Consider the following 14340-nt stretch of genomic DNA (forward strand, 5'->3'; position numbering starts at 1 on the left):
CTCCGCCGTCGAGCCCCCCATGCACCGACGGCGGAGGGCTTTCCACGTCAAATCCCACAGCGAACTGGCAGCAGATGCCCGCCGAAATCAGCGAATAGGGCATCTGCTGCCAGTTCGCGCTGCCCGATCGGTGTAGGGCTAGGCTGGCATTGGGCGTCGGTGATCCGGCTCCGCAAGGTCATTCGGAGAGGGTGCAATGAATCCACTGGCAGTGGTATTGGGATCCACCGGCTACATCGGGGGACGGCTCGTTCCACGCTTGCTCGACGCCGGCTACGGCGTCCGTGTCCTGGTACGCCACACGAACAAGCTCAGCGACGTCCCTTGGGCGGACCGCGTGGACGTGATGATCGGCGACCTCGAGGATGTCGACTCCCTGCGGCAGGCGTTTGCCGGCGCGGACGTCATTTACTACCTAGTGCACTCGATGGGCCATTCGGGCCGCCGGTCTTTTGAGGAGACCGAAAAGCTCTGCGCCGGCAACGTAGCGCGTGCGGCGGCCGATGCCGGCGCTGGACGGATCATCTACCTTGGCGGACTGCACCCGAAAGGCACTGAACTCAGCCGGCACCTGAGATCCCGCAAGGAAGTGGGCGACATCTTCCTAGCGGAACCGAAGGTGCCTGCGATAGTGCTTCAGGCCGGCGTCGTGATCGGCTCCGGTTCGGCGTCCTTCGAAATGATCCGGCAACTGACCGAGGTGCTCCCGCTCATGGTGGCTCCGCGCTGGGTGCGGAACAAGGTCCAGCCGATAGCGATCCGCGACGTGCTGTATTACTTGGTTGCAGCGGCCGGACTGCCCGCTTCGCTCAACCGCGCCTTCGACCTGGGCGGCCCGGATGTCCTCCGCTACGACGAAATGATGAACGGCTACGCCGCGGAAGCAGGCCTGCCGCGTCGTCCCGTGGTTGCGCTGCCCGTCCTCACTCCATGGCTGGCATCCCAGTGGGTCAACCTCGTCACTCCCATACCCCGGTCCTTGGCCGTGCCGCTGATCGGGTCCCTGCAGCAGAACTGCGTGGTCACGGAACGGGACATCGACCAATACATCGACCCTCCCGAAGCCGGGCCGCTCGGATACCGGGAATCGCTTCGCCTCGCATTGGCGCGGGAGGCCGCCGGCGAAGTGGAGACAAGCTGGCAGAACGCTTCCGTTCGCGGTGCTCCGAGTGATCCGCTTCCCAGCGACCCGCAATGGGCCGGCCACTTGGTGTACCAGGACAACCAGCAGCAACTCACCACAGCCACCCGGCAACAATTGTGGCAAGTCATCGAAGGCATCGGCGGCGACAACGGCTGGTACTCGTTCCCCCTCGCCTGGTCCGTGCGCGGCTGGATGGACAAGCTCGCCGGAGGAGTCGGGCTCCGCCGCGGCCGGGTCAATCCCACCCGCCTGAACACGGGGGACGCGCTGGACTTCTGGCGGGTGGAGCAGATCGACCGCGGCTCCCTGCTGCGCCTCCGCGCCGAAATGAAGGTCCCCGGACGCGCCTGGCTGGAGATGCGCGCCGAAGATGCCGAAGGCGGGGCTCTTTACCGGCAAAGGGCAATCTTCTTTCCCAAAGGCCTGAGCGGACGGTTGTATTGGCTGGCGGTGCTTCCCTTCCACGGCGTCATCTTCAAGGGAATGGCCAACCGCATTACCGCCGCGGCGGCGTCGATGGCGGAGGACGATCCGGCCCGGAGGCAGCCTTGATCGTGAGCGTTCTCGCGCGGCGGGCCATGGCGGAGTTCGTGGGAACCGCATTCTTGGTCATGGCCGTGGTGGGGTCCGGCGTCATGGCCTCGCGACTGTCCCCGAACGACGTCGGGCTGCAGCTCCTGCAGAACAGCGTCGCCACGGGCGCGGCGCTCGTGGCGTTGATCCTCGCACTGCAGCCGGTCTCGGCATCTTTCAACCCTTTGGTCACGTTGGTGGAGCGCGCCTTGGGGATCCTGGATACGCCCACAGCCCTGGCACTGATCGGCGCACAGTTTGTCGGAGGCATGGCCGGGACCGTGCTCGCCAACATCATGTTCGGCCTGGACGCCGTGACACTCTCCACGCATCAACGCGCCGGGGGAGGGTTGTGGCTTGGCGAAGTCGTCGCCACCATCGGGCTGCTCCTGGTCATCTTCGGCACCATCCGCTCCGGCAGGTCCGAGCGCGTGGCGTTCGCCGTCGGCGGGTACATCACCGCCGCCTACTGGTTCACCAGCTCCACGAGCTTCGCGAACCCCGCGGTGACCGTGGCCCGCACCATCACCGATACCTTTGCCGGGATCGCACCGGCCTCCGCCCCGGGGTTCGTCCTCGCGCAGTTGTTGGGCGGCGCCGTCGGGCTCTTCCTGATCCGCGTCCTGTACCCACCCGTTCCCGCAGTGCCCCCGTCCTTGCCGGCTCCCGCGCCGGCTTCCGCGTCCGTTCGAAAGGTCCTCCCATGAGCACTGAAACCGTCAAGAAACCCTCCGTTCTCTTCGTCTGCGTGCATAACGCCGGCCGTTCCCAGATGGCAGCTGCCTTCCTCACCACCCTGGGTGAGGGCCGGATCGAGGTCCGTTCCGCGGGGTCGCAGCCCGCAGACAAAGTCAACCCTGCCGCCGTCGAAGCCATGGCCGAACTCGGCATCGACATGTCCGCCGAGATCCCCAAGATCCTCACCACCGAGGCAGTCAAGGAATCCGACGTCGTCATCACCATGGGCTGCGGCGACGAATGCCCGTACTTCCCGGGCAAGCGCTACGAGGATTGGGTCCTTGAAGACCCGGCCGGCCAGGGGATCGAAGCCGTGCGTCCCATCCGCGACGAGATCAAATCCCGCGTCGAGACCCTGATCGAGTCCCTGAGCCCGGCATAGTCTCTCGCTGGACCCCTTCCGAAGCGGTTCGTTGTCTGCATCGACACATTCTGCTGGATCATCGCCGAGGTACCGGAGACAGATCCGCGTATTTCCGGGGTATCCACCGCGGTCGATTCCGAATGATCCAGCAGAATCCGCCGCCGCCCTTTGAGGCCCGAACGGGGGCCTGAACACGGGCCCAAAACCGCCGACCAAACTGCCCGGCATGACCCATATGTCAGGTTTAACCTCCACGGCACCTAGAATTGCTGGGTTGAAGCAATCAAACGAGAGCCGCGGCGCACAACGCTGCGAGTCTTAGGGGACAAGACAATGCCGGATTCTGTGGACAACGAAGACACCGCCGCTGCATCTAACGGAGGGCAGCCCGAACTTCGTCGACGCCGCGATCGGCGCCGCGAAGAGGGTGACGCCTGGACAGGAACCATGCCGATCATCACGCCGAACAATTCCGACACGCCCACATCCACCCCTGCCCCACTCCAAAGCAAGTCCTGGGCCGAGGCTGCAGCCGCCGCCGACGCTTCTGCAGGAACAACAAACTCCCCGGCCACCGGCGACGCGAGCCGCGAGGAACCGAACCGTGAGGAACCGGGCCGCGAGATCCCGGCCGCGGCAGCCCCGGCGTCGGGCACTGTTTCCCCGGAATCCGCACGGGCCGCACGTGCCGCCGCGGCCAACGCTCCGGTCTCCGACTTCATCACCTCACCGGGTTCCTTCGTGAAGGAACAGAAGCCGCGTCCCATCGGCGGCTTCCGCGGAATGCTCTACAAGCTGACCGGCGGCGCCTGGAACCTCGGACCCAGCGCCAAGCAGCGCGAAGAGGACGAGCTGGCGCGTCGCATTTCGCGGCAGCTCCAAGGCAGCTACAACACCGCCGTCCTGAGCCTCAAAGGTGGAATCGGCAAGACCTCCACAACGGTCGGCGTGGGCCTCACCTTGGCGGAATACCGCGGCGACCCGCCCTGCGCGATCGATGCCAACCCCGATTCCGGCGACCTCGTGGAGCGCGCGCTGGGAGAAGGCATCTACCAAAAAGCCACTCCGCGCACCATCACGGACCTGCTCAAGAACGTCGACAACGTCGATTCCCTCACCGCCCTGGCCCGGTACATGCACCACGCCGGCCGGCTGCACCTGATCGCCGGTGAACAGGACCCGGAAGTCTCGGACTCACTGACCGCCGAGGAATACCTGCGGATCCGCCAGCTGATCTCGGGCTACTACTCCATTGCGCTGACCGATTGCGGCACCGGCGTGACGCATAACGCGATGAGCGGCATTCTTTCATCGGCCGACAACCTCATCATTGCCGCCGGCTATGCGGTGAGCGGGGCCAAGCGTGCCCGGAGCACCCTTCAGTGGCTTGCGAGCCACGGCTACGAGGATCTGGCCCGCAATGCGATCGTGGTCATCACGGACAAGGACGAGGTGTCGTCCCGCGTGGACAAGAACGCCATCGAGGAACACCTCGCCGGGATCTGCCGCCAGCTCATTGCGGTGCCGCACGACAGGGGAGTGGCCGACGGCGACCTGGTCACGCTTGACGCCCTGCGCCCGGACACGCGCCGTGCGTACAAGGAGATCGCGGCCGCGATCGTGGACGGGTACGTGTAGCGCTTCCTTTTGCGGGCCAGGTGTTGCGTAGCGTGACTGCCGGGTGGATTGCAAATTGTCGCTCGCGGCGGGATTTCCCTAGAGTTGCACTTGGACGTCGTCGTTTTTGCGAGGGCGTCCTCGCCGTGACCGGGAACTGGGCCCGGGCATGGTGCGCCCAATTCCGTGCCGTCATGACACTTTGCTGCGCCCGTTTCTGACTCCGCGGCCAGCACCCAGGAGCCTCTCTTGTTTCCCAAAAAACTCGCCTTGATGTTCGCCGCCCTGCTTCTCCTCGTCGCGGTGACAGGTGCCACGGGGCCCCGGCCCTCTGCCGACACAGCGCCCGACGCCGGTGCCGCACCCATCGCTGACGAGACGCCCGCCGCTGAGGTGGCCCCGGTCGCGACGCCCGATCCGGCACCGCCCGCCACCCCGACTCCAGCACCCACAGCCGCTCCGCAACCTGCCGCCGAACCCGCGCCCGCCGTCGTCGTACCCGCCCCGCAGCCCGCCCCCGTGCTGCAAGACGCTCAGGGTGGCTCCGTCAAGGTGCTCGATACCACGGCGGCCATCACCGACCCCAACTGGTTCCGCCAGGCCTACGCCGAGGGCTTCCGTTTGTACGTCATGCACTCGACCGTTTGGGGTACATGCACTCCGTGGCAGCGGACCCAAGCCCAATTGAAGATGGCGCTCGACGCCGGGCTCAAGATCGCGGTCTACACCCGTGACGCGTCGTGCTGGGAGAACGGGATCAAAGCGGCCGGCCCGTACATGTCCCAATTGCAGTTCTTCGCCCTGGACATCGAACCCGGTGGATCGTTGGTAACGCGGGCCATGGTGGATGGAGTGCGGAGCCTGGGCGTTCGGCCGGTGATCTATAGCGGCAGCGGCATGTGGCCGGGGCTGATGGGCAACAGCACGGCTTTCGCGGATGTGCCCCTCTGGGACACGGACACGAGCAACCTCAACTACGCCACCTGGACGGCGGACTACCTGGCCCCAACGCCCGTGCCGTACGGCGGCTGGAACACCGCCGGCACCATGCGCGTGGGGATCCAGCAGAAGTTCGAGCACACCCTGAACGGCATCAACGTCGACCTGAACTCGTTCAACGCCAGCTTCCTGAAGTAGGCGCTGCGCTTAGTTCCTGACGCTGCGCAAAATTCCTGGCGCTGCCGGAATTCCAGGCGCGACAGGAAAATTCCGCGTCGGAGGATGCGGGAGTTGTCCACATGGAGTGGTTCGGTGCTGTCGTGTGCCGCAATCCCCGTGGCAGGTTCTTAGGCATGACCCAGTTGCCGCGCTTGCTCCTCAGCCGAGACCACCTTGTGCACGGAATCGCCCTCAAGGAACTCGCCCGGCGCGCCAAGGCAGGCGGCTTGTATCGCGTCCGCCAAGGCGTGTACGTCGACGGCGCCGCGTGGGCCGCGCTAAAACCGTGGGAACAATACCGCGTCCGGGTCAGCGCCGCGGCCGAAACTTCCCATGCGCGGACCATCTTTGCCAGACACTCGGCGGCATCAGTGTGGGGGATCCCCACCATCGGCCTGCACCACCCAGTGCAGGCAGTCACCTTGGAGAACGACGGCGGCCGCTCCCGGGCCGGGATAACCCGCCACTACGCGGACCCGGCCAGCCTCAAGATATATCGGTGGGAGGGAGTCCTGGTGACGGGCAGGGTTCGCACCGTCTTGGATCTGGCCGCATTCACCCCGTTCGTCGAAGCGATTGCTCCCTTGGATCACGTGCTCAAAGCCGATCGGAAACGGGGATTGCCGGCGATTACCAAGGAGGCACTCCTTGCAGAGGCGGACGGAATCTACACGGCGGCGGCCATCAAGCGAATCCAGGCGGCGGTAGATTTCGCAGATCCCCTGTCCGGATCCGCGGGGGAGTCGTACAGCCGGGCCTTGATGCACGCCGCCGGATTCGAGGCCCCGGTTCTGCAACGCGAATTCCGCGACCAAGCAGGCCTGGTGGGCTATTCGGACTTCTACTGGAAAGGTGTCCGCGTGGCCGGAGAGTTCGACGGCATCGATAAGTACCTCAAGTCGGAATTCCTCAAGGGCCGGACCGCCGCCCAAGCCGTCGTCGATGAAAAGCTGCGTGAGGACCGGATACGTGCCACGGGGTGCGGCGTTGTCCGTTGGGTGTGGGCCGAACTAATGGCGCCGGGCGGGTTGGAACGGAAGCTGGCAGCGGCAGGCGTGCCCCGGCGTCGTCCGCGGGGAGCTTCCTGACGGGGCGCAAAATTCCTGGCGCTGCGCTTAATTCCTGTCGCCCCCGGAATTCCGTGCGCGACAGGTAATTGGCGCGTCGCAAAACGGGGGCGGCCTAGGATGAAGGGGATGACCGTCACCAGCACCGTTCAGCCTTTCAATCTCCGCAGCATTGCCCTGCCCGCGTTTGGGCCTGCTTTGCTGTTCTGTGTCGGCGAAGGCGCAGTGCTTCCCGTGGTGGCACTGTCCGCGCGCAACCTGGGCGCTTCCGTGGCTGTTTCCGCGTTGGTGGTCACCCTGATCGGGCTGGGATCTTGGCTCTTCAACCTGCCCGCTTCGCTCATTACCATCAAGTTCGGCGAACGGTGGGCCATCGTTACCGCCGGTTCCGCCGGGGCGTTGGCCTTGTTGGCCGCTGGGTTCGCGCCCCTCCTGGCGCAGGACGGCATCTGGTTGCTCGCTGTGGCGATGACCGTGGTCGGGATGTCCACGAGCGTCTTCAACCTCGCACGCCAGAAGTACCTCACGGAAGCCGTTCCGGTCATCTACCGGGCGCGCGCCCTCTCGACGCTGGGCGGGGTCAACCGGATCGGCTTGTTCATCGGCCCGTTCGTCGGGGCGGCCGTGATGCAGTTCGCCGGGATCAGCGGGGCGTATTGGGTTGGCGTGGTGAGCATGGCGGCCTCCGCGGTGCTCTCCCTCACCATCCCGGACCTGGTGTTGCCGGACGACGTCGACGGCGGCCCCAAAGGTCCCGAGCCCACCCTCCGCGGCGTCGCGGTTTCCCACGCCGGCGTGTTCCTGACGATGGGGACCGGGATACTCCTGCTCAGCGCGGTGCGGGCCTCACGCCAAGTGGTCATCCCGTTGTGGGCGGACCACCTGGGCCTGGACGCAACACATGCCTCACTGATCTACGGCTTGTCCGGCGCGATCGACATGCTGGTGTTCTACCCGGCCGGCAAGCTCATGGACCGCAAAGGGCGCATGTGGGTCGCGGTGCCGTCCACCCTCATCATGGGTGCGGCGTTGTTCCTGATGCCGTCGTCCGTCGAGTTTGTAGGCTTGCTGCTTGCCTCGCTCCTGGTCGGCTTCGGCAACGGCATCGGCTCAGGACTCATCATGACGCTCGGCGCCGACTTTTCCCCGGAGAAGGGCCGCGGGCAATTCCTGGGCCTGTGGAGGTTCATCTCCGACGCCGGCGCCACGGGCGGGCCAGTGCTCCTCTCGGCCCTTACTGCTGCCATATCCCTCGCGGCGGGCGTCTGGGCCACCGGGTTCCTGGGCGTGGCCGCGGCGGCGGTGTTCGCCGTCGCGCTCCCGAAACTCAAGCACCGCAGGAACTACTAGGGACAGGCCGGGGGCCTTACGAGGCGACGGTGGCCGGGTAGGCGGTTCCCAGACTCCGGTCAGACGGCTCCGGTATGGTGAATCGGATGATCTCCGTCATCGCGCCTCCGCATCGTGCCCCCACTGCGAATCCGGTCCCCGGCAATCCCGCCACAGACGGCGCCCGGTCGCTTGGTTCCAAAGCGGAAAATCACCTGCCGAAGAGCGAAGCAAGGCAGTCCCGGCCTGACCTCGCGACGCTGACCGCACTGCGTTTTGTTGCCGCGCTTTGGGTGGTTCTCTTCCACCTTCAAGCCATGCAGAACACCTTCCTGTCTCCCGTCTACGAGCTGTTCCGACCCGTCGTGGCCAACGGCGACCTGGGCGTGGACGTGTTCTTTGTGCTCAGCGGCTTCATCATCACCTACACGTACCTGGACCGGCTGGGCCCACGGTTCCGCTGGCGAGCTGCCGGGGAGTTTGTCTGGGCCCGGTTCGCCCGGATGTGGCCCGCGTTCGCGCTGGTGGTGGGTGTGTTGGGCCTCTGGCTGGTGTACGGGAGCGCGCAGGAATCCGTACGGGAATGGTCCCTGCAGACCCAGGCTCCGGACCTGTCGCCGTGGGGTCTCGCCAAACAGTTGCTGATGATGCATCTCTGGTTCCAAGCCGGTACCGACGGCGCCAGCTGGTTCGGCCCCGGATGGACGGTCAGTGCCGAGTGGCTCGCCTACCTGGCATTTCCGCTGGTGGCATTGGTCCTGTACCGGCTACGCCGCCTGCATCCGGCCTTGGCGCTGGCCGCCTCCGTGCTCGTTCTCCTGCCGGCAGCAATCTGGGGTCCGGACCTGCCAATCGCCGCCGATGACCATCAGCCCTACGAATGGCTGTTGCGGATCGTGTGTTGCTTCATCGCCGGCGCTTTCGCTTGCATCGCGGCACGGAACGCAGACCGGGTGAAGTTCAATCCCGCCCTGGCCGGTCCCGGCGCCCTGCTGACCGCGACCGCCGTCGTCGTCTTCCTGGCCACGGCAGGAAAACCCGGTCCCGGACGGCTGGCAGTGCTTGCCTTCCCGCTCCTTATTGCCCTGCTAGCACTGACCCGCGGCCGGCTCCGCTCGGCGTTGTCCGCCCGCTGGCTGCAGTACGGTGGGCACAGTTCCTACAGCCTGTACCTGGTCCACATGTTCTTCATCTACCTCTTCTACTGGGTCATCAGGGATTGGCCGAACGGCGCCGGACCCGTAGCGGAGAACGTGCTCGCCGCCGCGTGCCTGCTCGCGATGGCCATGGCCACTCACGTGCTGTTCAAATATGTCGAGGAACCTGCCCGGCTCCGGCTGCGCGCACTGGTGCCGAAGGCGGGTGCGGCGAGAGTGGCAGGCCCGGGCGGCACGTAAGGTGACTGGCGCCGCTAAGGTGACTGGCGCCGTCGGGCACTCAGGCCGAAAAGCCACGTGGCCGCGACGGTTGTCAGATAACCCGTGATGACAATCAGGGAGACCCCGGCCCAGAAGTAGTTGGTGGTGCTTTCCTTGCCCAAGCCGGTCGCGATTCCCGTCAACGAGTACACCGCAACGGCCGCCGCAGCAACGCCCGCCAGGGTGGACAGGGAAAGCCACAAACGCGACGACGCCCAGTGGTCGCCGCGGCCGTCCGGAACATTCCAGCGCTTCCCGGTGCGCAGCACCAACCAACCGGCCGGCAGCATGACCGCACCCACCACGAGGAACGCGGCGACGACGTCGGCAGGCCGGTGCCACTGGTTGATCAGCGTCGAAACCCCGGCCGCCACCGCGAAAGTCCCGCCGAGGAATCCCGCCAAGGGCCGCCAGCGCGGCGAGACCACCAGGAACACCGCCGCAGCCGCCGACGCCGCGAGCGTGGTATGACCCGAGGGCAGCGAGTTCAGGTCGATGGTCTGGACGCCGCGGAACGGCCTGTTCGGGAACCAGTCCTTGAGGACCTGGGTGGCCAGGTTCGCCGCGACACATGCCGCCACGGCGATCCCGGCAGACTTCCAGCGACGACGCATGACGGTGACGAAAACAACGACGACGGCGGCGATCGCCAGCGAGATGACGGGCAGCCAATCGAGGAACTTGGTGCTCGCCCGCTCGGCGGGACCGTTGATGGTTGCGGCTTCCACCAAGGCCGATTCGTCGATGTACTGTCCCGTTGTGGTGCGCACGAAAAAATAGTAGGTGGCAACGAGTGAGACCATGCATGCCAAGGTTGCGAGCACAAAAAGAAAGCCCGTCCCGGCGCCGTCCCAGCGCAAGGTGGCGGGTCCACGTGTGGCCAGCCGGCTCGTCTTAGGAAAACTCATTGCTTTCAGGTTGTCATATTTGGCTGGGAGGATCACCTTTGCTCGGCGAGGAGCTCCCTGTACAGGGCCAAGTGTTCGCCGACCATCCGCTCGGCGCTGAAGTAGTTCTCTGCTGCGCGGCGGCACTCTGCGCGATCCAGTGCGGCGGCGGCGACGACGGCGTCGGCCAACTCTGTGGGACTGGACCGAAGGTAGCCGGTGACGCCCTCGGAAACGATCTCCGGTGCGGATCCCCGTAACGTTGCCACCACCGGGGTCCCGGCGGCGAGGGACTCGATCATCGCCATTCCGAAGGGTTCATCCCACTGAATCGGATTCAGCAGGGCCACGGACCCGCCCAGGAGGACGAACTTGTCCGCGGCGTTCAGCTCGCCGAGGTATTCGACGTCGGGCCCTAGAAGGGGTGCGATGACCTCGGCGTAGTACTCATGTTCTTCCGCGCTGTACATCTTCGCCGCGATTCGCAGGGGTATCCCGGCCAGGCGGGCGGCCTCTATGGCCTCCGGCAAGCCCTTGCCTGGATGCATCCGGCCGAGGAAGCTGGCGTAGCCGCCGTCGCCGGCTCCGACCGGGACTGACTGGGTGTCAATCCCGTGGTGGATGACCTTCCGTATCTTGATTTCGGGCGCGGTGTCCGCCTGATGGCGCGAGATGGCAATGATCGCAGTATCCGTGGCCATGGCTTGATAGATGTCATGGTTCTCAGCCGAGAAGGGGAGGTGGGCCGTTGCCACGATGGGCGTTCCCTTTGGCCGATGCCGATACAGCGGGCCGGCCAAAGTGTTGTCGTGGATGAGGTCGACGCCCTCCATGGCCGCGAAGGCGTACACGCTGTGGCGGAGTTCGTCCGTCCCGTTGCCTATCCGCGAGCCGTCGGCGAGCGGCGTTCCGGGGACCTTGTCCACTGGACATGTGCTTCCGGATGCCGCCGCGAGGAGCACATCGTGTCCCTCGGCAACCAGGCCGCGGGCGAGGATATCGATGATCGACTCCGTGCCCCCGTATGCAGGCGGCGGCACCGGAATCCATGGCGGGGCAACCAAGCCGATGCGCATCTAATACCCCCGCTGCGATCCCGAGGTGACGTGGTGGACATCCAAAAGATCGGCCAACGGCTTGCGGGCTTCGCTGTGCAGCGCGACGTTCTCCGGTAGGTCCCTGACCCGTGTTTTCCCGTTGACCACTTCCACGGAGATCCGGGCGCCGGTGAGCGGGATGTTCCGCATCATAATGTCGCCGAAACCTTCGGGAATCACCGGTGCCAGCCAGAGGCCGCCGTGGGTCAGGCAGGGATCGAAACGGAGCAACACCCGCAGCAAGTGAACCGGTGTGGCAGCGGCCCACGCTTGCGGCGAACAGGACGAAGGGTACGGGACCGGCGTCGCGTACGTTTTTCTGTCCAGGCCGCAGAACAACTCCGGGAGCCGTCCGCCGAATGCCTCAGCCGCGTCGAGGAGGCCCACGACGAGGCGCTGGGCCTCCTCGACGAAGCCGTAGCGCATCAATCCGGCGGCAATGAGGGCATTGTCATGCGGCCACACCGAGCCGTTGTGGTAGCTCGCGGGATTGTATGCCGCCATGTCCGAGGCCAGCGTCCGGACGCCCCAGCCAGTGAACATGGTGTCCGACATGAGCCGCTCCGCGACCAAGGGAGCCTTGTCGTCGTCGACGATTCCGCTCCACAGGCAATGGCCCATGTTTGATGCGCAGGCGTCCACCGGCTGCTTGTCCCGATCGAGGGCGATGGCGAAATAGCCGCGTTCAGGCAGCCAGAATTGCTCGTTGAATTTTCGCTTGAGTTCGGCCGCCCGCGCGCCCCACACCGCGGCCAGTTTCAGGTCACCGTCTTCCTGGGCCATCAAAGCCCGGCTGAGATAGGCGGTGTAGACGTAGCCTTGGACTTCGCACAATGCGATCGGCGCCTCTGCCAAGGTGCCGTCGGCGAAGTTGATGCCGTCCCCGGAGTCCTTCCAGCCTTGATTGAGGAGCCCATGGTCCGTGGCCCGTTCGTACTCGACGAAGCCGTCGCCGTCGCTGTCTCCGTAGTCGCGGATCCAGTCCAGGGCCCGGTCCACCGCGGGAAGAAGGGACTGCGAGACCTCGGAATGGAAGCCCCAACGGGTGAGCTCCCCGGCGAGTGTGACGAACAAGGGGGTGGCGTCCACCGACCCGTAATACGCACTGCCGCCGCCAAGCGCAAGGCCCGTGGTGGCACCGAGACGCACCTCGTGCAGGATCCGGCCCGGCTCTTCTTCGCTGAGCGGATTGACGGTGCGGCCTTGGTGGTCAGCCAAGGTCTTCAGCGTGCCGAGGGCGAGGGACGGATCCAAGGGAAGGGTCATGAACGATGTCAGGAGCGAGTCGCGGCCGAAGAGAGCCATGAACCAGGGAGATCCCGCCGCAACCACTGTCCGTCCGGGATGCTCGGGGTCGAAGATCCTGAGCGATCCGAGGTCCTCCCTGCTCTGGGCCACTGCTTTCTCGAAGGCCTTGTTGGTGAGTTCCGTGATGGGAACTTTGCCGTGCCACTCCTGGAGCCTTTCTTCAGGAAGATCGTAGGCGCGCTGGTTGCCCCACACTTCGGCGTCCGCCTCGGGCCCGACTCCGTCAATGCGCGGCGTGGCCGTCACGCCCGTGGACCAATGGCCTTGGGGTTCAAGGCTGACGTCATAGCTGAGGACATCTCCGTCAACAACAGCATTGGGCGCGTCAATGGTGACAAGGACGTGCCGGCCCTGCCGATGGGACTCGAGGACCAACGAACCGTCGCTACCCCGCGCCAAATGCACACTCTCGTGGCGTGCCCGGCCTTCCTTCACTTCGAAAATGTCGGCAAAGTCCGCGTTGATTTTGAGTGAGACCGTGGTGCGGGTGGGCAGGCTGGAAAAGTTCCTGATCGTAATCTCTTCGTGCACGCCGCCGAACAGGCTCCGACGGCGTTCAATCAGCAGGTGGCTGTCTGCGAGGCCATCGGTGCGTGCGGCCCGGCCGACGAAATCGGCGCGATAAGGCTCCGGGACAGGAGAACCCAAGGCCTCGATCGCGTGGCCGTTCACCTCCAAGACCCAGTTGGAAACGAACCGTGTGTCACGGAAGAACATCCCGTGCGGGCGTAGTTGGTCCATGTCGCCGTTGGCCGCAGAGACGCAAAACGATGTTCCTGCCAACAACGTTACGGCGCCTGCGCCGGCCGAACCTGCGAGGTTTTCGGCATTCCAACCTGTCATTCATCGACTCCAAAGCTAGGCGCGGGGGAATGGGCAGCTTGTTTCAGCGTATTCGCCGCATCTTCGGAAGTGAATACTCGCTCGGATATGGCGGGTTTTGCGTGGACGCCCGGTCACGTCCTGCGGGTTGTGGGTGGATGCCCGGTCACGTCCTGCGGGTTGTGGGCGGACGCCCGGTCGGGTGTGGCGGGTTGTGGGTGGATGCCCGGTCGGGTGTGGCGGGTTTTGAGGTGGATGCCCGGTCACATCCTGCGGCTTTTCGGGGGACGCCCGGTCACATGTGGCGGGTTGTGGGTGGATGCCCGGTCACATCGTGCGGGTTGTGGGTGCACGTCTGGCAGGTTTTGGGCGGACGCCCGGTCACGTCTGGCGGGTTGTGGGTGGACGCCCGGTCACGTCTGGCGGGTTGTGGGTGGGTGCCCGGTCACGTCTGGCGGGTTGTGGGTGGACGCCCGGTCACGTCTGGCGGGTTGTGGGTGGACGCCCGGTCACGTCTGGCGGGTTGTGGGTGGGTGCCCGGTCACGTCTGGCGGGTTGTGGGTGGACGCCCGGTCACGTCTGGCGGGTTGTGGGTGGACGCCCGGTCACGTCTGGCGGGTTGTGGGTGGGTGCCCGGTCACGTCTGGCGGGTTGTGGGTGGACGCCCGGTCACGTCTGGCGGGTTGTGGGTGGATGCCCGGTCACGTCTGGCGGGTTGTGGGTGGGTGCCCGGTCACGTCTGGCGGGTTGTGGGTGGACGCCCGGTCACGTCTGGCGGGTTGTGGGTGGACGCCCGGTCACGTCTGGCGGGTTGTGGG

11 protein-coding genes are annotated in these 14340 nt (G+C 65.7%); 8 read left to right on the plus strand and 3 right to left on the minus strand.

The window, feature by feature from the left end; translation table 11 throughout:
- The first annotated feature begins 196 nt into the window (after positions 1 to 196).
- The 8 genes from L0B83_RS04455 (at position 197) to L0B83_RS04490 (ending at position 9387) form a co-directional block, all read left to right on the plus strand.
- On the plus strand, positions 197 to 1696 hold the full coding sequence (locus L0B83_RS04455) for an SDR family oxidoreductase (protein ID WP_234757218.1): 1500 nt from the start codon (positions 197 to 199) through the stop codon (positions 1694 to 1696).
- Between the two features lie 2 nt (positions 1697 to 1698).
- The gene (locus L0B83_RS04460) at positions 1699 to 2424 is read left to right on the plus strand and encodes an aquaporin (RefSeq protein WP_308193952.1); all 726 of its coding nucleotides are present in this window, start codon (positions 1699 to 1701) and stop codon (positions 2422 to 2424) included.
- Complete coding sequence (locus L0B83_RS04465) at positions 2421 to 2837, plus strand: arsenate reductase ArsC (protein ID WP_234757219.1); 417 nt, start codon at positions 2421 to 2423, stop codon at positions 2835 to 2837. Before L0B83_RS04460 ends, L0B83_RS04465 begins: the two co-directional genes overlap by 4 nt.
- A 315-nt stretch (positions 2838 to 3152) precedes the next feature.
- Complete coding sequence (locus L0B83_RS04470) at positions 3153 to 4457, plus strand: MinD/ParA family ATP-binding protein (RefSeq protein WP_234757220.1); 1305 nt, start codon at positions 3153 to 3155, stop codon at positions 4455 to 4457.
- Between the two features lie 228 nt (positions 4458 to 4685).
- Positions 4686 to 5573 carry a glycoside hydrolase family 25 domain-containing protein gene (locus tag L0B83_RS04475; RefSeq protein ID WP_234757221.1) on the plus strand — a complete coding sequence of 296 codons (888 nt, stop codon included), beginning with the start codon at positions 4686 to 4688 and terminating at the stop codon, positions 5571 to 5573.
- 155 nt (positions 5574 to 5728) lie between these two features.
- Positions 5729 to 6682 (plus strand): hypothetical protein, encoded by a 954-nt coding sequence (locus L0B83_RS04480; protein ID WP_234757222.1) that lies wholly within the window; start codon positions 5729 to 5731, stop codon positions 6680 to 6682.
- 108 nt (positions 6683 to 6790) lie between these two features.
- On the plus strand, positions 6791 to 8011 hold the full coding sequence (locus L0B83_RS04485) for an MFS transporter (RefSeq protein WP_234757223.1): 1221 nt from the start codon (positions 6791 to 6793) through the stop codon (positions 8009 to 8011).
- Positions 8012 to 8097: 86 nt separating this feature from the next.
- Positions 8098 to 9387 (plus strand): acyltransferase family protein, encoded by a 1290-nt coding sequence (locus L0B83_RS04490; protein WP_234757224.1) that lies wholly within the window; start codon positions 8098 to 8100, stop codon positions 9385 to 9387.
- 14 nt (positions 9388 to 9401) lie between these two features.
- Here the strand turns inward: L0B83_RS04490 and L0B83_RS04495 are convergent, their stop codons facing one another.
- From L0B83_RS04495 to L0B83_RS04505, 3 genes are read right to left on the minus strand one after another with little or no spacing between them, the layout of a single operon-like run.
- Positions 9402 to 10316, minus strand: a complete 915-nt coding sequence (locus L0B83_RS04495; RefSeq protein ID WP_234757225.1) for a phosphatase PAP2 family protein — start codon at positions 10314 to 10316, stop codon at positions 9402 to 9404.
- A gap of 32 nt (positions 10317 to 10348) precedes the next feature.
- Positions 10349 to 11371 (minus strand): glycosyltransferase, encoded by a 1023-nt coding sequence (locus L0B83_RS04500; RefSeq protein ID WP_234757226.1) that lies wholly within the window; start codon positions 11369 to 11371, stop codon positions 10349 to 10351.
- Positions 11372 to 13543: an amylo-alpha-1,6-glucosidase gene (locus L0B83_RS04505; RefSeq protein ID WP_234757227.1), complete on the minus strand. Its 2172-nt coding sequence runs from the start codon at positions 13541 to 13543 to the stop codon at positions 11372 to 11374. It lies immediately after the preceding gene.
- Positions 13544 to 14340 lie beyond the last annotated feature (797 nt).

Source organism: Arthrobacter alkaliphilus (assembly GCF_021483235.1).
Lineage (GTDB): Bacteria > Actinomycetota > Actinomycetes > Actinomycetales > Micrococcaceae > Arthrobacter > Arthrobacter alkaliphilus.